This window comes from Marinobacter sp. M5B, assembly GCF_042604615.1.
In the GTDB taxonomy this organism is placed as follows: domain Bacteria; phylum Pseudomonadota; class Gammaproteobacteria; order Pseudomonadales; family Oleiphilaceae; genus Marinobacter; species Marinobacter salarius.
Window position 1 is genome coordinate 2,097,492 of the sequence record NZ_CP156894.1, and the last position, 17,272, is coordinate 2,114,763.

General features: G+C 57.4%; 18 protein-coding genes. 13 read left to right on the forward strand and 5 right to left on the reverse strand.

What is annotated here, in order from left to right:
* Positions 1-36: 36 nt before the first annotated feature.
* Positions 37-1,719, reverse strand: coding sequence for an iron ABC transporter permease (locus tag AAGD24_RS09490; RefSeq protein ID WP_036208252.1), 1,683 nt, complete (start codon positions 1,717-1,719; stop codon positions 37-39).
* 88 nt (positions 1,720-1,807) lie between these two features.
* The gene (locus AAGD24_RS09495) at positions 1,808-2,821 is read right to left on the reverse strand and encodes a Fe(3+) ABC transporter substrate-binding protein (RefSeq protein ID WP_085680885.1); all 1,014 of its coding nucleotides are present in this window, start codon (positions 2,819-2,821) and stop codon (positions 1,808-1,810) included.
* A 196-nt stretch (positions 2,822-3,017) separates the two neighbouring features.
* Between AAGD24_RS09495 and AAGD24_RS09500 the strand changes: the two genes are divergently transcribed.
* The 3 genes from AAGD24_RS09500 to AAGD24_RS09510 all read left to right on the forward strand — a co-directional run bounded on the left by AAGD24_RS09500 (position 3,018) and on the right by AAGD24_RS09510 (position 5,394).
* Positions 3,018-3,290: a PilZ domain-containing protein gene (locus AAGD24_RS09500; RefSeq protein WP_036208246.1), complete on the forward strand. Its 273-nt coding sequence runs from the start codon at positions 3,018-3,020 to the stop codon at positions 3,288-3,290.
* A gap of 15 nt (positions 3,291-3,305) precedes the next feature.
* Positions 3,306-3,905, forward strand: coding sequence for a hypothetical protein (locus AAGD24_RS09505; protein ID WP_379867261.1), 600 nt, complete (start codon positions 3,306-3,308; stop codon positions 3,903-3,905).
* A gap of 181 nt (positions 3,906-4,086) precedes the next feature.
* Positions 4,087-5,394, forward strand: a complete 1,308-nt coding sequence (locus tag AAGD24_RS09510) for an HD-GYP domain-containing protein (RefSeq protein WP_041333177.1) — start codon at positions 4,087-4,089, stop codon at positions 5,392-5,394.
* A 22-nt stretch (positions 5,395-5,416) separates the two neighbouring features.
* Here AAGD24_RS09510 and AAGD24_RS09515 read toward each other — a convergent pair whose 3' ends face one another.
* On the reverse strand, positions 5,417-6,553 hold the full coding sequence (locus AAGD24_RS09515; RefSeq protein WP_379867262.1) for an organic solvent ABC transporter permease: 1,137 nt from the start codon (positions 6,551-6,553) through the stop codon (positions 5,417-5,419).
* Between the two features lie 257 nt (positions 6,554-6,810).
* Here AAGD24_RS09515 and AAGD24_RS09520 point away from each other — a divergent pair, with 257 nt between their 5' ends.
* From AAGD24_RS09520 to queF, 3 genes are read left to right on the forward strand one after another with little or no spacing between them, the layout of a single operon-like run.
* Complete coding sequence (locus tag AAGD24_RS09520) at positions 6,811-7,758, forward strand: ABC transporter ATP-binding protein (RefSeq protein WP_036208221.1); 948 nt, start codon at positions 6,811-6,813, stop codon at positions 7,756-7,758.
* Complete coding sequence (locus AAGD24_RS09525) at positions 7,755-8,528, forward strand: ABC transporter permease (RefSeq protein ID WP_036208218.1); 774 nt, start codon at positions 7,755-7,757, stop codon at positions 8,526-8,528. The genes AAGD24_RS09520 and AAGD24_RS09525 overlap by 4 nt, the downstream gene beginning before the upstream one ends.
* Before the next feature lie 22 nt (positions 8,529-8,550).
* The gene (gene queF / locus AAGD24_RS09530) at positions 8,551-9,369 is read left to right on the forward strand and encodes an NADPH-dependent 7-cyano-7-deazaguanine reductase QueF (RefSeq protein ID WP_379867264.1); all 819 of its coding nucleotides are present in this window, start codon (positions 8,551-8,553) and stop codon (positions 9,367-9,369) included.
* 18 nt (positions 9,370-9,387) lie between these two features.
* Here the strand turns inward: queF and AAGD24_RS09535 are convergent, their stop codons facing one another.
* Together AAGD24_RS09535 and AAGD24_RS09540 are read right to left on the reverse strand one after the other, a co-directional pair.
* Complete coding sequence (locus AAGD24_RS09535; protein WP_075196862.1) at positions 9,388-10,824, reverse strand: adenylate/guanylate cyclase domain-containing protein; 1,437 nt, start codon at positions 10,822-10,824, stop codon at positions 9,388-9,390.
* Positions 10,825-11,136: a DUF962 domain-containing protein gene (locus AAGD24_RS09540; RefSeq protein WP_036208209.1), complete on the reverse strand. Its 312-nt coding sequence runs from the start codon at positions 11,134-11,136 to the stop codon at positions 10,825-10,827.
* A 158-nt stretch (positions 11,137-11,294) separates the two neighbouring features.
* On the opposite strand from AAGD24_RS09540, the gene AAGD24_RS09545 reads away from it, so the two are divergent.
* The 7 genes from AAGD24_RS09545 (at position 11,295) to flgG (ending at position 17,270) form a co-directional block, all read left to right on the forward strand.
* The gene (locus AAGD24_RS09545; RefSeq protein ID WP_036208206.1) at positions 11,295-11,852 is read left to right on the forward strand and encodes a nitroreductase; all 558 of its coding nucleotides are present in this window, start codon (positions 11,295-11,297) and stop codon (positions 11,850-11,852) included.
* Positions 11,853-12,056: 204 nt separating this feature from the next.
* Complete coding sequence (gene flgB / locus AAGD24_RS09550) at positions 12,057-12,455, forward strand: flagellar basal body rod protein FlgB (protein WP_036208203.1); 399 nt, start codon at positions 12,057-12,059, stop codon at positions 12,453-12,455.
* 34 nt (positions 12,456-12,489) lie between these two features.
* Complete coding sequence (gene flgC / locus AAGD24_RS09555) at positions 12,490-12,939, forward strand: flagellar basal body rod protein FlgC (RefSeq protein ID WP_036208201.1); 450 nt, start codon at positions 12,490-12,492, stop codon at positions 12,937-12,939.
* A gap of 18 nt (positions 12,940-12,957) precedes the next feature.
* The gene (locus tag AAGD24_RS09560) at positions 12,958-13,635 is read left to right on the forward strand and encodes a flagellar hook assembly protein FlgD (protein WP_036208198.1); all 678 of its coding nucleotides are present in this window, start codon (positions 12,958-12,960) and stop codon (positions 13,633-13,635) included.
* A gap of 27 nt (positions 13,636-13,662) precedes the next feature.
* Positions 13,663-15,561 carry a flagellar hook protein FlgE gene (locus AAGD24_RS09565; protein WP_379867267.1) on the forward strand — a complete coding sequence of 633 codons (1,899 nt, stop codon included), beginning with the start codon at positions 13,663-13,665 and terminating at the stop codon, positions 15,559-15,561.
* Positions 15,562-15,643: 82 nt separating this feature from the next.
* Positions 15,644-16,396 (forward strand): flagellar basal body rod protein FlgF, encoded by a 753-nt coding sequence (locus tag AAGD24_RS09570; RefSeq protein WP_036208193.1) that lies wholly within the window; start codon positions 15,644-15,646, stop codon positions 16,394-16,396.
* Between the two features lie 85 nt (positions 16,397-16,481).
* Positions 16,482-17,270 (forward strand): flagellar basal-body rod protein FlgG, encoded by a 789-nt coding sequence (flgG, locus tag AAGD24_RS09575; RefSeq protein WP_036208192.1) that lies wholly within the window; start codon positions 16,482-16,484, stop codon positions 17,268-17,270.
* Positions 17,271-17,272: the final 2 nt, after the last annotated feature.

Here is a 17,272-nt window from a genome sequence, read left to right on the forward strand (position 1 = left end):
ACGGAATTCCCGGCTGCTGCTTGAAGGCGGCGAACGTCAGCTAATGGCGCGGGTGTCGGAAATGGACTTGCTCATGAGGATGATCGGAATGATGCCGGCCAGCACGATAATCAATGCCGGCAGGGCGCTGTGGGCGAGCTTCTCGTCCGAGGCAAACTGGTACACGTAGGTGGCCAGGGTTTCAAAATTAAAGGGCCGCAGGATTAACGTCGCCGGCAGTTCTTTCATACAGTCCACGAACACCACCAACGCCGCTGTAATCAGGGTGCCCCGCAACATCGGCAGGTGAACCTTCAGCAGTGTGTTGCCCGGTGTATGGCCCAGGGACCGGGAGGCCATGTCCATACTGGGCGTGATTTTCTGCAGGGCACTTTCCACGCTGCCTGCGGAGACTGCCAGGAAGCGAACGGTATAGGCGAACACCAGCGCAAAGGCGGTACCACTAAGCAGCAGCCCACTGCTGACCCCGAAGTTGTCCCTCAGGATGCCATCCACCCAGTTGTCAAAACCGGCCAGCGGCACAATCACACCCACTGCGAGCACGGCCCCGGGCATGGCGTAGCCCAGACTGGACAGCCGCATCATCACGCGCATGCCCCGGGTGTTGTGCAGGCGGCGGCTGTAGGCGAGGGTGACGCCAATGATCAGCGTGGTCAGCGCGGCGGTTCCCGAGAGAAACAGGCTGTTGAGCGTATTGCGGACGAAGTCCGGGTTCCAGCTCTCGTCGAAGTACTCCCAGGCATAGTGGCCAAGGGTGGCGGCCGGCAGCAGGAAACCGAAGATCACTGGTACGGCGCACACGGCCACGCACACCCACTGGCGCGGGCGTGACAGGGTGAAGCGGCGGATTGGCTCGCGGTTGTCCCGCGCCGCAAACTGTTGCTGTTTGCGCCGGGAATAGCGCTCCAGGGTAACGAGGATAACGACGAAGGCCAGCATGGTGGTGGCAATCTGCGCGGCGCCTCCCAGATTCCCCAGGTTCATCCAGGTGTCGAACAGGCCGGCGGTCAGGGTTTGTACCGCAAAGAAATCCACCGTACCGAAGTCGTTCAGGGTTTCCATCAGTACCAGCGACAGGCCAACCGCTACGGCAGGCCGGGCAATCGGCAGCACCACCCGGAAGAAGGTGCTGATGGCGGAATGCCCCAGGCTACGGCTGACCGCAAACAGGGAGGGGGATTGCTCCAGGAACGCGGCCCGTGCCAGCAGGTACACATAAGGGTAGAGCACCAGGCCGATCATCAGGGTGGCGCCTTCCAGGCTGCGGATTTCGGGGAACCAGTAGTCGGCGGCGTTGTGCCAGCCAAACCAGTCCCGCATGGCGGTCTGAACCGGCCCGGCGTAATCCAGAAGGCTGGTATAGACATAAGCGATGACATAGGCAGGCACCGCAAAGGGTAGCAGCATGGCCCATTCAAAAAACTTGCGACCGGGGAAGTCGCACATGGTGACCGCCCAGGCGCTGGCGAGGCCGATAACCAGCGTGATGAAAGCCACGCCGGCCATGAGTTGGAGTGTGGTAACCAGATAGCGGGGAAGCGTGGTGTCCAGCAGGTGAGGCCAGATATTCTCTTCCGGAAACAGCGCCAGGATAAGCACCGACAGTACCGGAAGCGCCACGATGGCGGTGGTCACTGCGGCGGTGATCAGCCAGCGTTTCGAGGTCCGTTTTGCCAGCAGGGGGTATCTCGCCCCGGTCTGTTCAATGGCCTCGGACATAGGTTTCCTTTGGGTGAATTGGGAATAGGGTGCGGATTGTACAAAAAAGCCGGGACCTGAGTCCCGGCTTTTTCAATACATGGCTGGTTTAGTTGTCGTAATCGACGCGATCAACCATCTTCACCGCTGCGCTGCGGTTTTCCGCGATTTCCTGGAGAGACAGGTCGTCCGGGTTAATCTCACCCCATTCGGCCACCATGCCGGAGGGCTTTACGTCGGGGTTGGCCGGGTATTCGGTGTTGGCCTCGGCGTAAATCTGTTGTGCCTTGGGCTCTGACAGGAACTCCATCAGGCGGATGGCGTTGTCACGGTTGGGCGCACTTTTGGTCAGGGCGATACCGCTGATGTTGATGTGAGTGCCACGGCCAGCTGCGTTGGGGAATACCAGACGTACGGACTCGGCGGCCTCGCGCTGGTTCTCGTCGTTCAGCATGTTGCCGTAGTAATAACTGTTACCGATGGCAATGTCGCACTCGCCGGCATGGATGGCCTTGATCTGGTCACGGTCACCGCCCTGGGGCTTGCGTGCCAGGTTGTCTTTCAGGCCTTCCAGCCACTCTTCAGTGGCTTCTTCGCCATGGTGGGCGATCATGGATGAGAACAGGGCAATGTTGTAAGGGTGCTTGCCACTGCGGGTACAGATGCGGTCATCCCACTTTTCATCCGCCAGTTGCTCGTAGGTAGTGATCTCGCCTTCTTCAACACGTTCCTTTGAGGCATAGATCAGCCGGCCGCGGGTGGTGAGGGCGAACCACTTGCCGTCAGGATGACGAAGGTTCTGCGGGACGTTGCTCTGCAGGGTTTCGTTTTCAATGCCTTCAACGAGGTCGCGCTCAACCAGCTCGTTGATGCGGGAGATATCCACCGTCATCACCAGGTCCGCCGGGCTGTTGCGTCCTTCACGCTCCAGTCGCTCTGCCAGGCCTTTCTTGGCGAAGACGACGTTGGTTTCGATACCGGTTTCTTCCTGGAATGCATTCAGCAGCGGTTCCAGCAGGTAAGCCTGGCGGTAGGAGTAGATGTTGACCTCGCCGTCAGCGCTGGCCTGCAGGGGCAGCGCGCAGGCTGCTGCGATGGCAGTCGCCGCAAGTTTCATTTTCATGGTAGGTATTCCTTTATGGTTTTGGGTAAGGGGTGATCTTTATACGTGTAGTGAGACGTAATGGTAGTTAACAATGCCAACTATTCTTATTTGTGTTGCGCTGAGTGTCAATACACCGTTGCCAACTTATCGCGGAAATGGTGTTATGCTTCGGAAGACTATAAAAACTATGTAAAAAGTGGTGGGCATACAGACTATGGTTGGGAATGATCGAAGAGTGCACGGTCGCACAGCAATGAGTGCGAAGGTTCGGGTTACCCATGAAGAACTTGGTGAATTCGTGTTCTCAACCAGGGACATTTCCGATGGCGGCGTTTTTATTGTTGTCGACACCGAACCCTTCGCACCGTCGATCGGTGACAGTGTTCAGGTTCAGGTGCAGGGCCTTCCGGTGCCTGCTCCCGTGCTGGATATGGTGGTGGTACGTAAGACCAACGACGGTTTTGGTCTACAGTTTGCGGATCAATAGACGGTGCTCACCTGAATGATATTCAACAGATTTTTCTTCCCTATGCGGCTTATCGTCGCCGTTCTGCCATTTGTCCTGAGTGGGTGCGCATCCTATTACACCCACTATGCGGTGTTTCCCGCTGAGAATTCGGCTGGCGAAGATCGCCAGGTAAAATTGACGTGGCAGACTGCCGAATACCCCGGCTGGTGGGTGGCGGATAACCGGTCCACACCCATTACCGTCGAAACCCAATGCAGCGCCCGTGAATGGCGTCTGGTGGATGACAGCCATGAAGACGCCGCCGACCAATCCTGCGGGGAGGGTATCCGGGCCTGCGGTAACGAAGGGCTGGACCGTGTTGCTCGCACGGGCGCGTCGGTAGCTGGCAAGCGCTGCATGACGATAAATGCGAACGATCCGGCGGCACGCGTCACCGATATTGGTTCGTCACTGGATCTGCTGGTGTCCTGTGAGCCGGTCAAGACCGTTCGGGGTAGTGGCGATGATGCCGACAACATCGACTATATCCGGGCTTCAACGGTGCCTTACACTATCTATAGCCGCAAATCCCCCCGCGGATCACTTCACGCCCGGCCGCCGGAACTGGATGATTCGGTTTGTGACGACGAATAGCAGGGCAGCGACCTGTCAGTAATGTGAATGGTGTCACGTTGCTACATTTTGTTTCCTGATGATAGTTTCGGTTACTCCCTGTCGCGTTCCGGTTACTTCACACTACATAAATGTAATGGACTCTTTCTGAGCGGGCGTCACAATAGTGATTATCGATTCGTGCACGTGTTAGAGGTGTCCCGTGGGAGTCCGTCAAAAGAAAATTGCTGTACACGATCTGGAGATTGGCATGTTTGTGTCCGATCTCGATCGCCCGTGGCATCAGACGCCTTTCCCCATCCAGGGCTTTCACATCCGCTCCCAGAACGACGTGCGTTCGCTGGTGACTCACTGCAAATGGGTGATTATCGATGAGGCCGAGGTTCGCGAGGCCATCGATCAGAGCAAACCCGGAAAACGCATCTTCAGGCGCCCGAGCAAACGCTCAGGGCATGAGCGAGATTCGGTACAGTTGCCGCCTCTCAATATCAAGGAGCCGGTCAAGTACGACTCCGTAACGACCATGCGCAGAGAACTGAAGGTGTCCAAGAAGCTGATGATCGATGCGGAAGCGTCGCTGAATCAGGTTTTCGAGGCCATTCGTCAGCATGAAACGCCGGACCTTAGAGGGGTGGCTGTCGTCACCCAGAAAATGGTTTCCAGCGTTGTTCGCAATCCCGATGCCATGCTGTGGCTCAGCCGCACCCGTCACCATGACAATTATACGTATCGGCACTCCCTGAATACGGCAGTATGGGCACTGGTCTGTGGCCGTCAGTTGGGCCTGAACGAAGGCCTTCTCAATCACCTTGGGCTGGGCTGTCTGCTGTCTCAGGTTGGCAAGCTGGACCTTCCTGCACGCATTCTTGCCAATGAGGGTAAGCTGGATTCCGAGGACTTCTCCGTGTACCGCACCTACGTGGAGCGCGGTGTTGCGAAGCTTGCGGACAGCGGTTTATCCCGTGCGGTTCTCAGTGTTGTGCAGGGCCACCGCGAACGGCATAACGGATCCGGTTTCCCGGAAGGTGTCCGGGGCGACCGGATTCCACTGCTGGCCAAGGTGGCGGGGCTGTCGGAGTATTTCGAGACACTGATTGGCCCGCGGACTTCGGCGGAGCCCATGACGCCGGCCCGCGCGGTGACGCTGTTGTATGAAATGCGCAACATTGAATTCCAGGAGGACCTGGTGGAGCAGTTTATCCAGGCCATTGGCATTTACCCCACCGGCAGCCTGGTTGAGCTTAACGATGGCCAGCGCGGTATTGTGGTTTCCCATGCGCCGGAGCGTCGGTTGTGGCCGAAGGTTATGGTGATGACGGACTGCTATCACCGGCCGTTGAAGTCCGCCCGGATCGTGGACCTTGCAAAATACAATGAAGGGCGTGGCGCGCATGACACCCTGACAGTGGCCGAGTGCCTGCCCCATGGCACGGAAGGGTTGAACCCGGAGCACTACGACGTCACTGGTGCGGAGTCCCGCTGGAACCTGTCACGCATTGTCGGCGCCTGATACGGCTCGGGTTATCGAGCAATTATTGAATAAGTACCCTGAGCTGTTTCTTCACCCATCGGTAGGTACCTTCGGGGCGGAAGTTCACCAACAGCTCGGATTCTCCTCCGGATTCACCCGCAACAAAATACTCCACAGACGCTGACTGCCAATCGAAAGAGTGCACCACCACATCCTGATCGCGGGTGCTGATGGCTTCAATGGTATCCAATTGCGGCTGATCGGCTATCTTGCGTACCCGCACGGTTTTGATCGCGGTGTCCGATGCGGGGAATTCTGCCACATAATCGTCCAGGTAATAACGGTTGGCCAGTTGGGTGCTGATGGTGTCCAGTTCCCGCGTGAGATAACCCTCGGCGTCCTCGACATCCACATCCTCCAGGCTGCGAACGGCGTTGAGGATGCGATCGCGCTTGCTTTGCAGGTCCTCCCGATACTCGACGTCGTCGTCACGGTCCTCTTCTTCGTCCGGGCGAGGGTCCGCGTTGGCGATTTCCTCTTCGGTGGGTGGGTCTTCACAAAGCTCATCGTCGGCTGGGTAGAAGCAGATGCTTTGCAGCAACTGGTTGGCGGGAGACGGCGAGTTGCCGCCTTCGGCGAAGTCGCTTTCAGGAACATTGAAGTCGATCGGCGCGTCCAGGTCGGGTAGCGCGGCATTCAGTTGCGTAATAACCCGCTCCCGTATGTCGATGCCCTGGCCATTGGAGAGGTTCAGGCTCCAGTTGAGCGCCAGTAGAAACCGCGTCATGTTGATCAGGGTAACTTCATCCTGGATCAGTTGCTGTTCTGTCAGTCGGTGGTTCTGCAGTCCTTCGTCGGTGGTGCCTGGTATCTCCAGCGCAGTTCGCAGGTCCGGGAAGAATTCCAGAGGGGTGACAATGGACCGCGCGGGAATCCCATCCGCCAGTTGCAGGTTGCCGACGCGAAGGCTGATCCGTTCGCCGGGGTAGTAGTTGAAGCGTCCGTTGGCGTCAGTGGTGCCGTTGCGGCTGGCTGTGGAATAGGTAAGCCCGGAGATACCCGCCGGCATGAGCTGCCCCGTGCGTGAACCGTCATCTCCGCCGCTGCCGTCGCCACCGAAGCACCCGGCCAGTAGGACCGTTAATGCGAGCGGGCAAATCAGAGACGGTAATGCAGATGTGAAGTGAACGGATCTCATGGTGGCGCGTACATTCCCTGGCGTTCGGTCGGTGGTGCAAGACCTTTTGTAAGTTGTTGTAACCGGCATTATAAGGACGGCACTGGTGCCATATCGGGAAACCTGTCGCAGTTTGGGGTTTTAGTCGGTGTAGCGGGATTGCGCCGAACTACTTGAATTTCACTTTCCGGGCCTCCAGTTATAACTTTTGTTTTTTCTATTCCACTATTGGGCGCGGCAGCAGCATTGTCGGTGGCCCCTGCAGCTCTGGATTCACTATGACCAACGCACTTGAAATCGAAGGTCTGGTCAAGACCTATGGCGACGGCTTCCAGGCCCTGAAAGGGATTGACCTGCATGTCGCCGAAGGTGACTTTTTTGCCTTGCTAGGACCCAACGGGGCGGGGAAGTCCACCACCCTTGGCATTGTTTGCTCACTGGTGAATAAAAGCGCGGGCAAGGTTCGGGTATTCGGATCTGACATCGACACCCATCTATCGGACGCCAAACTGAACCTGGGTGTTGTGCCCCAGGAGTTCAACTTTAACCAGTTTGAGAAGGTGTTCGACATTGTGACCACCCAGGCGGGCTATTACGGTATTCCTCTGAAGAAGGCATCGGAGTCCGCAGAAAAGTACCTGCGCCAGCTTGGGCTCTGGGATAAGCGCAATACGCCGGCCATGATGCTGTCGGGGGGCATGAAGCGGCGGCTGATGATTGCCCGGGCGCTGGTGCATGAACCCAAGCTGCTGATCCTGGATGAGCCCACGGCCGGGGTGGATATCGAGTTGCGCCGCTCCATGTGGACGTTCCTGGAAGAGATGAACCGACAGGGCACCACCATCATCCTGACCACCCACTACCTGGAGGAAGCGGAAGCCCTGTGCCGCAATATTGCCATCATCGACCACGGCAAGATCCTGCGTCACACCAGCAAGCGAGCGTTGTTGCAGCAGTTGAGCTCTGAAACCTTCGTGCTGGACACCGCCGAGCCGTTGACGGAAGCACCGGTGCTCGACGGTTTCTTCAGTCACATGGATGACGAGGGCGCCCTGGTGGTGGATGTGGAAAAGGGCCAGAGTCTGAACGGCATGTTCATACAGCTGGAAGAGCAGGGCGTTCGCGTGGTCAGCATGCGCACCAAAGCCAACCGACTCGAAGAGCTGTTTATCCGCATGGTTGAGGACAACAACCCCCGTAACGCCACCCAGGGAGAAACCGCATGAGAACGGATGCGATGCTGACCGCGTATAAAACCATCGTCACCCGTGAAATCCGTCGCTTCATGCGGATATGGCCACAAACCCTGTTGCCACCGGCGGTCACCATGACGCTGTACTTTATTATTTTCGGCAACCTCATTGGCTCGCGCATCGGGGTGATGGGCGGCTTCGATTATATGGCGTTCATTGTTCCAGGGCTGATCATGATGTCGGTGATCACCAGTTCCTACGCCAACGTGGTGTCGTCGTTTTTCTCCATGAAGTTCCAGCGCAGCATTGAGGAGTTGCTGGTGTCACCTGTGCCCAACTGGGTGATCCTCGCCGGCTATGTAACAGGTGGTATGTCCCGGGGATTGGGCATTGGGTTGATCGTAACGCTGCTGTCACTGGGCTTTACGCAGTTGTCGATCCATCATCTGCCGATGGTGATCCTGACGGTGTTCCTGACATCGGCGCTGTTTTCGTTGGGTGGTTTCATCAACGCCATGCTGGCGACCAAGTTTGATGATATTTCCATTGTGCCGACCTTTGTTCTGACACCGCTGACTTACCTGGGCGGGGTGTTCTACTCGATCGACATGCTGCCGGGGTTCTGGCAAGGGGTGTCGATGATCAACCCGATACTCTACATGGTGAATGCCTTCCGCTACGGTATTCTGGGCGTGTCGGATGTTAATCCATACGTTGCCCTTGGTATGATTCTGCTGTTTATTGCCATTCTGTCTGCCATTTCCCTGCGCATGTTGGCGCGCGGTAAGGGCATACGTCACTGATGAACGTTTCCCAGGATTGATCATGGCCCTTAATGACGCCCCGCTGGGCAAATCCAGCGACTACCCGGATGCCTACGATCCGCAATTGTTGTTTCCCGTGGCACGGGAGGAAAACCGTCGCCGCATCGGCCTGGAGGATGGCCGCTGGCCCTGGTTCGGGGAAGACTTGTGGCAGGCCTGGGAAATTTCCTGGTTGCGCACCGGGGGCGTGCCCGCAGTCGCCTGGGCGGAAATTCGGGTGCCTTCGGCGTCGCCGTCGATTATTGAGTCCAAGTCTCTCAAGCTGTACCTGAATTCCCTGAACCAGACAGTGTTTTCCTCCGCCGATCAGGTTCGGGATGTGATTGCCCGTGACCTGTCGAGCGCAAGCGGTGCGGCGGTCAATGTAGACCTGCACAGTGTTGATCAGGGAGCGAGAGCGGTCGGTCGGCCGGAAGGCTTCGTGCTGATCGACGACGAGGATGTGGAATCCGTGGGCTACGACTACAACCCGGACAGCCTACAGGCGACGGGTGATGTGGTGTCGGAGAAACTGTGCTCGCACCTGCTGAAAAGCAGTTGCCCGGTCACCGGCCAACCGGACTGGGCAACGGTGCTGATCGATTACACCGGCTCGGCGATGGACCGGGCAGGGCTGCTGCAATACATCGTGAGTTTTCGCCAGAAGCAGGACTTTCATGAGCACTGTGTGGAAACGATGTTTACCGACCTGATGGCCCGTTGTCAGCCGCAGAAGCTGTCGGTGTGCGCCCGTTATACACGGAGGGGTGGTCTGGATATCAACCCCTGGCGCAGTACCGACCCGGAAGAGGCGGTAGGGCCACGGTTGATCAGGCAGTAGGTGTAAAGGCGGGAACGGTCAGGAATCCTCTTCCTGGCGCAGTCGCTCAGCGGCATCCTCGAGCGCAGACAGGATGGACTCCCGTTCCCGTTCGGTGATTTTTTCCGAATCCAGGTACATGGCAAAGCCGCTGCGTTCGTGCTCAAGGAAACTGCGGTTGGGGCCCATGTCGCGGCGGAAATCCACCACTTCGTAGATGGAGACCGGACGGCCGAAGCCCTTCACGGTGATCTCGCCCTTGTCGCGGCACATGATGCGGTCCTTGATCAGCGAGAAGGTTTCGTAGGAGATCAAGATTTCACCGGGTTCAGCCAGGGATTCCAGGCGGCTGGCCAGGTTCACTTCCTTGCCGATGATGGTGTAGTCCATGCGGTTCTCGGCGCCGAAGTTGCCAACGGTGGTGTAGCCTGTGCTGATGCCCATGCGGATTTCCAGCGGTGTCTTGATACCCTGGCTGCGCCATTTCTGCCGCATGATTTTCATGTGTTTACGCATTTCCACCGCCATGGACACGCAGGCGAAGGCGTCTTCTTTCTGGCCCCGGCTGGTGGGGTCACCGAAGAAAATCATGATGGAATCGCCAACGAACTTATCGATGGTGCCACCGTATTTGAGGGCCACTTCCGACATTTCGTTGAAGTAGTGGTTCAGCAGTTCCGTCAGTGCTTCCGGCTCCATCTCTTCGGACAGTTCTGTAAAACCCTTGATGTCGGAGAAGAAGACGGCCAGTTTCTTGCGTTGTGTTTCCAGCCGCACGTCCCTTTCACCGGTAAAGATGGACTGCCACACCTGCGGTGACAGGTACTTGGAGAGTTTGTGGGACAGGGCAATGGATTGTTCCCGCTGATTCTGGATCTGGGTTTTTGCCATCATCAGCGCGCGGGCCTGCTGGTGGGAATAGAACGCAGTCACACAGATATAAAGGCCGGTGGCGCTGATCGCGATAATGCTGGTGATCATCGGCGACTGCAGTGACTCGGCGGGGCCCACGATGGCAACGCCGATGGCGCCGCAGGCGGCCATGATCATGGTACCTAGCAGCCACTGGCGGATGCCGCCCACAATCAGGCAACTGAACATCAGCATCAGTGCCACGGCGACCGAGGGTATCGCAATCAATCCAATGCAGCCGACGAATCCACCCCCGATGGCGCAATCCGTTAACAGCATTTTCTGGCGAATACGGGATGAGTTACGGAGAAACGTTCGTCGGGTAAGTTGATGGGCAATGTGTGGCCAGGTCAGGGCGCCTGAAAGCAGCCACAGCATCCACAGGCCGAAGACGTCTTGCAGTACGCCTGACACAATAATGCCGGCAGTCGCCGTATACGCCAGTATCCTGCCGTTGTAATCCGGCATGGGCGGGATGGCAATTGGATGGTTCTGCGCGTCAAGCACGGCGGCCTTGCTGGCACTGGTACTGGCGTTACGCAGGTCAATCGGTGCGCTCATCATTCAGAAACGGATCCGCCCGACGAGCATATCTCTGAACATCACCCAATCGCCCATCAGGCTGTACAGTGGGTGTTTGAAGGTGGCAGGTCGGTTTTTCTCGAAGCCATAGTGGCCAACCCAGGCAAACCCGTAGCCGATGACGGGCAGGAGCAAAAGATAGAGGAACTTGGCCGTTACAATGGCGTAGAGTGTAACGAGGATAACCAGTAGGCTGCCGACGAAGTGAAGCCTGCGGCAGTTTACATCGCTATGTTCTTCAAGGTAGTACGGATAGAAGTCCGCGAAATTGCGGAATGTTTGCTGTTGGCTCATAGGGCGTCTACCGGCTCGCTTATCGTTTTTAAGGTAGATAGTACTGTCTGATAGTGGAAAGTACTTAGACTAAAGACTAACAGTAAACCATCTGTCCCACAATTCATACGGTCGTTTGGCCCGAATTGACGTATTGAAATCAACCACAGCGAGGCGATATGACAGCAGTAATGGAAGCCCTGTTAAAACGATCTTCAGAGCCACGCCTGGAGGCGCCAGCACCGGACCCGGCAACGCTTGAAAATGCTTTTGCCTGCGCCGCGAGGGCGCCGGACCATGCGTTGCTGAGGCCCTGGCGGTACCTGATTATTGAGGGAGATGAGGCATTGAACGCCCTGGGTGAATTGTTTGCCGCCACCTGTGGCGACGGCGCCTCGGAAAAGGAGCGGGAAAAACGCTGCAAGAAGGCACTGCGGGCGCCTATGGTGATCGTTGGCATTGCGTCTTACCAGTCCCATCCCAAGGTACCGGAGATCGAGCAGTCCATGTCGGCCGCGGTGGGGATGGGGTATTTGTTGTTGGCTCTGGAGTCCGCCGGGTTTGGAGGCATGTGGCGTACCGGTGCCATGGCGCACGATCCAGCTATCAAGCGAGGCTTGGGGCTGCAGGACAATGAGATCATAACCGGATTTCTGTATACCGGCAGTGTCAGTGCGAACAAGCCCAGCATACCCAGGCCTGAACCCAAAGAGTTTGTCAGGCGCTGGCCCCACTAGTTGCCGCCCCGTTGCCCCCGCCCCCGGCGCGGGGGAAATCCCTTGCCGCTTTCCGCCCTCAATTTACGATTCGAATAAGCCGATACCTGCCTCAGCCCGCACACCGCAACACCTCCTGAAAACTGGCATTGCGATTGCTTTTACCTCTGCAAGAACGCACAAACGGCAAAACGACCAACGCCGTGTGCAGGAATCGGAGGCACTATGGCAATTTCCCTGGACAAAGCATTAGGCATTCATCAGCACGCCCTGGAAGGCAGGGTAAAGCGTGCGGAGGTGTTGGCCAACAACCTCGCCAACGCAGATACCCCGGGCTATAAGGCGCGGGATGTGGACTTTCAGGCGATGATGCAGAAGGCCCAGGACAGCATGAGTGGTTTCGGCATGACCCGTACCCACGAGTCCCACATGGACACCTCGCCCATGGGCGCCGACAGCGAATTGCTCTATCGGGTACCGCACCAGCCGTCCGTGGACGGCAACACGGTGGATGCCCAGCAGGAGCAAACCCGTTTCATGCGTAATGCCATGGATTACCAGGCCAGTTTCCAGTTCCTGGACGGAAAGGTTTCAGGCATCAAAAAGGCACTCTCTGGCCAGTAAAACTGGGCGCAGCCATTAATTGAGGAGCACCATCATGTCTCTGGGTAATATTTTCGACATCGCCGGTTCCGGTATGACAGCCCAGTCGCTGCGGCTGAACACCACTGCGTCCAACATCGCCAATGCCGAGACGGCCAGTTCCAGTACGGATCAGACCTATCGCGCCCGCAAGCCTGTTTTCGCGGCGATACAGCAGTCCATGCTGAATCCGTCTCAGCAGAGCATGGCGTTTGGCAGCGACAACGGCCCGGGGGCAGGCGTTCGGGTTGAAGGCATCGTCGAGAGTGACGCCGAGTTGCAGATGCGCTACGAGCCTGATCATCCCGCTGCGAACGAGGATGGGTACGTGTTCTACCCCAACGTCAACGTGGTTGAAGAAATGGCGGACATGATGTCGTCGTCGCGCAGCTTCCAGATGAATGTGGACATTATGAACAGCGCCAAATCCATGATGCAGCGTATCCTGACCCTGGGTCAGCAGTAACCGAGCGAGGATTGAATCATGAGCGTAGTGAATAACACGACAGACGCTTCGGATGTGCTGAGCCAGTATCGAGTCCAGCAGGACCAGGCCAAGAGCGGAAGTGAGCTGGGCAAGAACGAGTTCATGGAATTGATGATCGCTCAGCTCAAAAACCAGAACCCTCTCGAACCTCAGGACAATGGCGAATTCATCTCCCAGCTGGCGCAGTTCAGCTCCCTGGAGGAAATGCAGAGCCTGTCCGGCAGTGTCGACGATATGGCCAGCCAGTTCCGCTCCACCCAGGCACTGCAGGCCTCTGCAATGGTCGGGCGTACGGTCTTGGCACCGTCATCCATTGGCGTGCTTGGCGCGGACGGTGAGATATCCGGCAACGTTTCCGTTCCGGCAACCACATCCGGGCTGAGAATCACCATTGAGAATGAGTCCGGTGAGCAGGTTCGGCAGATTGATATGGGTGAGCAGCAGCCTGGCCAGACAGCGTTCAGCTGGGACGGCAAGGATGGCAACGGCAACAGTTTGCCACCCGGACGCTACAAGGTGGTGGCAGAGGCTTCATACCCGGGCGGCCTTGAACAATTGGGCACCATGGTCAGCGCCAATGTCGACAGTGTGTCGTTGGGGCAGGGTGGCAGCATTACCCTGAACCTGGCGGGGATGGGCTCGATCGCTCTGCAAGATGTTCAGCAAATTAATTGAAACCGGTGAAACAGTAAGAGGTGAAGTATGGCTTTCAATACAGGTCTTAGCGGCTTAAGGGCGTCATCGGTTGATCTGGATGTCACCGGTAACAACATTGCCAATGCGAGCACAGTAGGCTTCAAGAGCAGCCAGGCGCAGTTTGGCGACTTGTATGCCAGTGGATTCCTGAGTGCCGGCACCAATCCGATCGGGGACGGTGTACGGGTACAGGATGTGAAACAGAATTTTGGGCAGGGCAATATCAGTTTCACCGATAACGGCCTTGACCTTGCCATCAACGGTGACGGCTTCTTTGTGCTGAACAACGGCGGTGAAGTGCGGTATTCCCGTGCCGGCCAGTTCGGTATCGACAAGGACGGCTTTGTCACCAACAACCAGAACATGCGGGTTCAGGGTTTCGTCGCCGATGATGACGGTAATCTCTCCGGTATTCGTGGTGACCTGCAGATTGAAACCGATAACCTGGCACCCCGCCGTACGACCAACCTGCGCTCGGACCTGAACCTGGATTCCCGGGAAACCGTGTTGGAACGCCGAGTTGCCGATATGGGTGATTACACGGCTCCCGCCGGGTCCACCGGTTTTCCGTCTGAAACCTTTGAAATCACCTACGCAGATGGCAGCGTGGTGAGCGTACCCATCAACGCAGCGGGATCGACTGATTTCTCAGCGGCTGACGTCGTGGATGTGCTCAATGGGCAGGACGGTCTTTCTGCCTCCGCAACCACTACCTATGAGGGGATGTCCGAAGCGGATTTGAACGCCGCCATTGCGGCTGGCAACTTCAGCTTTGACCTTGCGGTAGGCGGGGTTACTGTGCCCGTGGATACGACGGGTGTGACCGATGCCGCTTCGCTGGTCAGTGCGATCAACAACGCCCAGGCGCCGACAATCTCGGCGTCACTCACAGGCGGTAACCTGAGGCTGATCGACAACCGCGGCAACAACGTCACCGCCGGTTTTACCAGCGACGGCCCGAACCAGGCGCCGGAGACAACCGTTGGCACGGTGAGGCCACAGGCCGATCGTGAGATTACCGATATTGCGTCAACCAGCGGTGCCACGAACCTCACGGATTCATGGAACGCGCGCAACATTGAGATCACCAACCAGTTCAATCCGTTGGATCAGCGTACCTACAATCACGCAACATCGACCACCGTTTACGACAGCCTGGGCAACTCTCACGAGATGACCCAGTTCTATGTGAAGCAACCCGCCCCAGGTAATGGTGTGGGTGTGAGTGAATGGTCCGTATACCTGCAGATCGACGGTGAGTTCGTGGCCGGAACCGATCAGAACCCGTACCAGGCTCGCTTTGATCAGGACGGCGAGTTGCAGTCCGTGAACGGTGATCCCAACGGCGAGATTCTGATCAGTGACTGGACGCCGAAAGATGCCGACGGCACTCCGAACGGCGCAGATGGCCCTCCAGGACTGGGTGATAATATCACCACGCCAATTCCAGAGCCGCCGACCACTTCGGCCTTCGTGCTGGACCTTGGCAATACCACCCAGTACGGGAGTAACTTTGGGGTAAACGACCAGCGTCAGAACGGGTATGCCACCGGCAGGCTGTCGGGTCTGGATGTGTCGGACCAGGGTGTTCTGTTTGCCCGGTACACCAACGGTCAATCCCAGTCCTTGGGACAGGTAGCGTTGGCTTCATTCAACAATACCAACGGTCTGTCGCCGGTGGGCGAAACCACCTGGGTTGAAACCTTCGAGTCCGGCCAACCGATTATCGGTGCGCCTGATACCGGGACCCTGGGGTCGATCAAAGCCAGCTCCATCGAGGAGTCCAACGTGGACCTGTCGGCGGAACTGGTAAACCTGATCATTGCCCAGCGTAATTACCAGGCCAACGCCAAGACGATCGAGACCTCCGACGCCGTCACCCAGACGGTGATCAACCTCCGCTAATCCTGAAATGTGAACATGGCACAACTCCTGCTAGAACATAGGAAAGACTGGAAACAGTCAATATTCCGGCAGGAGTTTTCCCATGGACAAAGCCCTCTATATAGGAATGTCCGGCGCCAAGCAGAACATGCTGTCCCAGCGCGCCCACGCCAATAACCTGGCAAACGTCAGTACCACCGGTTTCAAGGCGGATTTTGCCCAGGCCCGCAGTATGCCGGTTTTTGGTGAGCATCATCCCACCCGTGCCTATGCCATGGCCGAGAGGCCTGGAACAGACCTTTCCGCCGGTGCATTGATGGACACTGGCCGCAAGCTGGATGTCGCCGTTGAAGGTGATGGCTGGCTGGCCGTGCAGAATCAGCAGGGCGAGGAAGTATTCACCCGTTCCGGCAGCATGCAGATCGACGTCAATGGCCTGATGCGTCTCTCCAGCGGAGAGATGGTCATGGGTAATGGCGGACCGGTGGCACTGCCGCCGTTCGATAACGTGCAGATTGGCGCGGACGGAACCATTTCCGTGGTTCCTGTTGGCGGTCCGCCGGACCAGTTGGTTGAGGTGGATCGACTGAAGCTGGTGAACCCACCCCGGGACGCGCTGGAAAAAGGTGCAGATGGCTTTATCCGTCGCAAGGCGGACCAGGCGCTGGATGGTCCAGAGCCGCCTGATGCCAATATGCGCGTCGCGTCGGGGTTTCTGGAAAGCTCTAACGTGAACGCCGTGGAGGAGATGATCTCCAACCTGCAGTTGTCCCGTCAGTATGAGATGCAGGTAAAGATAATGACCACCGCCAACGAGAATGCCGAGGCGTCGGCACGACTGTTGCAGAACCTTTGATAAATCCTATGAACATCGTCCGGGTGAGCGCAGAAGCGGCAAAAATCGGCCGCATTGAAGACGCCCCCGGCAAGGAGTAGACGACATGCATCCAGCACTTTGGGTCAGCAAAACCGGGTTGAGCGCGCAGGACACCAATATGTCCACGATCTCAAACAACCTGGCCAACGTGAACACCACCGGTTTCAAACGCGACCGCGCGGTGTTTCAGGATCTGCTGTACCAGATCGACCGGCAACCCGGTGGTCTGAATACCCAGAACTCGGAGCTGCCGTCCGGTCTCCAGCTGGGTACCGGTGTTCGCATCGTCGGCACCTCCAAGCAGTTTTCCCAGGGCAACCTGGAAGTCACCGAGCAGCCTCTGGACATGGCGGTGAACGGCCGCGGATTCATGCAGATCCTGCTCCCGGACGGGCAGATTGCCTATACCCGTGATGGTCAATTCCAGCTGAACTCCAACGGCGACATCGTCAACCCCGACGGTTACACCCTGGAGCCGAACATCAACGTTCCGGAGAACGCCACCAATATCACCATCGGCAAGGACGGCACAGTAACGGCGGTTACCGATGACCAGGCGGCCCCGGTCAACCTGGGCGAAATTACCCTGGTTGATTTCATTAACCCCCAGGGCCTGCAGGCAATCGGTAACAACCTGTTCAAAGCAACCAACGCCAGTGGTGATCCCGCCGAGGGCGAGCCTGGTATCGGCGGCCTGGGCACACTGGAGCAGGGCATGGTGGAGGCCTCCAACGTGGAAGTGGTGGAAGAGTTGGTGAATATGATCACCACCCAGCGCGCCTATGAAATGAACTCAAAAGTGGTCTCCGCAACCGACCAGATGCTGCAGTTCATCACCAACAACATTGGTTAACC

Bases quoted from the DNA above. Each gene is read 5' to 3' on its own strand.
- AAGD24_RS09525 (WP_036208218.1), top strand. From the start codon at position 7,755: ATGAGAACGGATGCGATGCTGACCGCGTATAAAACCATCGTCACCCGT.
- AAGD24_RS09520 (WP_036208221.1), top strand. From the start codon at position 6,811: ATGACCAACGCACTTGAAATCGAAGGTCTGGTCAAGACCTATGGCGAC.
- AAGD24_RS09540 (WP_036208209.1), bottom strand. From the start codon at position 11,136: ATGAGCCAACAGCAAACATTCCGCAATTTCGCGGACTTCTATCCGTAC.
- AAGD24_RS09495 (WP_085680885.1), bottom strand. From the start codon at position 2,821: ATGAAAATGAAACTTGCGGCGACTGCCATCGCAGCAGCCTGCGCGCTG.
- AAGD24_RS09490 (WP_036208252.1), bottom strand. From the start codon at position 1,719: ATGTCCGAGGCCATTGAACAGACCGGGGCGAGATACCCCCTGCTGGCA.
- AAGD24_RS09560 (WP_036208198.1), top strand. From the start codon at position 12,958: ATGAGCGTAGTGAATAACACGACAGACGCTTCGGATGTGCTGAGCCAG.
- flgG (WP_036208192.1), top strand. From the start codon at position 16,482: ATGCATCCAGCACTTTGGGTCAGCAAAACCGGGTTGAGCGCGCAGGAC.
- AAGD24_RS09515 (WP_379867262.1), bottom strand. From the start codon at position 6,553: ATGAGATCCGTTCACTTCACATCTGCATTACCGTCTCTGATTTGCCCG.
- AAGD24_RS09505 (WP_379867261.1), top strand. From the start codon at position 3,306: ATGATATTCAACAGATTTTTCTTCCCTATGCGGCTTATCGTCGCCGTT.
- AAGD24_RS09545 (WP_036208206.1), top strand. From the start codon at position 11,295: ATGACAGCAGTAATGGAAGCCCTGTTAAAACGATCTTCAGAGCCACGC.
- AAGD24_RS09570 (WP_036208193.1), top strand. From the start codon at position 15,644: ATGGACAAAGCCCTCTATATAGGAATGTCCGGCGCCAAGCAGAACATG.
- flgC (WP_036208201.1), top strand. From the start codon at position 12,490: ATGTCTCTGGGTAATATTTTCGACATCGCCGGTTCCGGTATGACAGCC.
- AAGD24_RS09500 (WP_036208246.1), top strand. From the start codon at position 3,018: ATGGTTGGGAATGATCGAAGAGTGCACGGTCGCACAGCAATGAGTGCG.
- queF (WP_379867264.1), top strand. From the start codon at position 8,551: ATGGCCCTTAATGACGCCCCGCTGGGCAAATCCAGCGACTACCCGGAT.
- AAGD24_RS09565 (WP_379867267.1), top strand. From the start codon at position 13,663: ATGGCTTTCAATACAGGTCTTAGCGGCTTAAGGGCGTCATCGGTTGAT.
- flgB (WP_036208203.1), top strand. From the start codon at position 12,057: ATGGCAATTTCCCTGGACAAAGCATTAGGCATTCATCAGCACGCCCTG.
- AAGD24_RS09535 (WP_075196862.1), bottom strand. From the start codon at position 10,824: ATGATGAGCGCACCGATTGACCTGCGTAACGCCAGTACCAGTGCCAGC.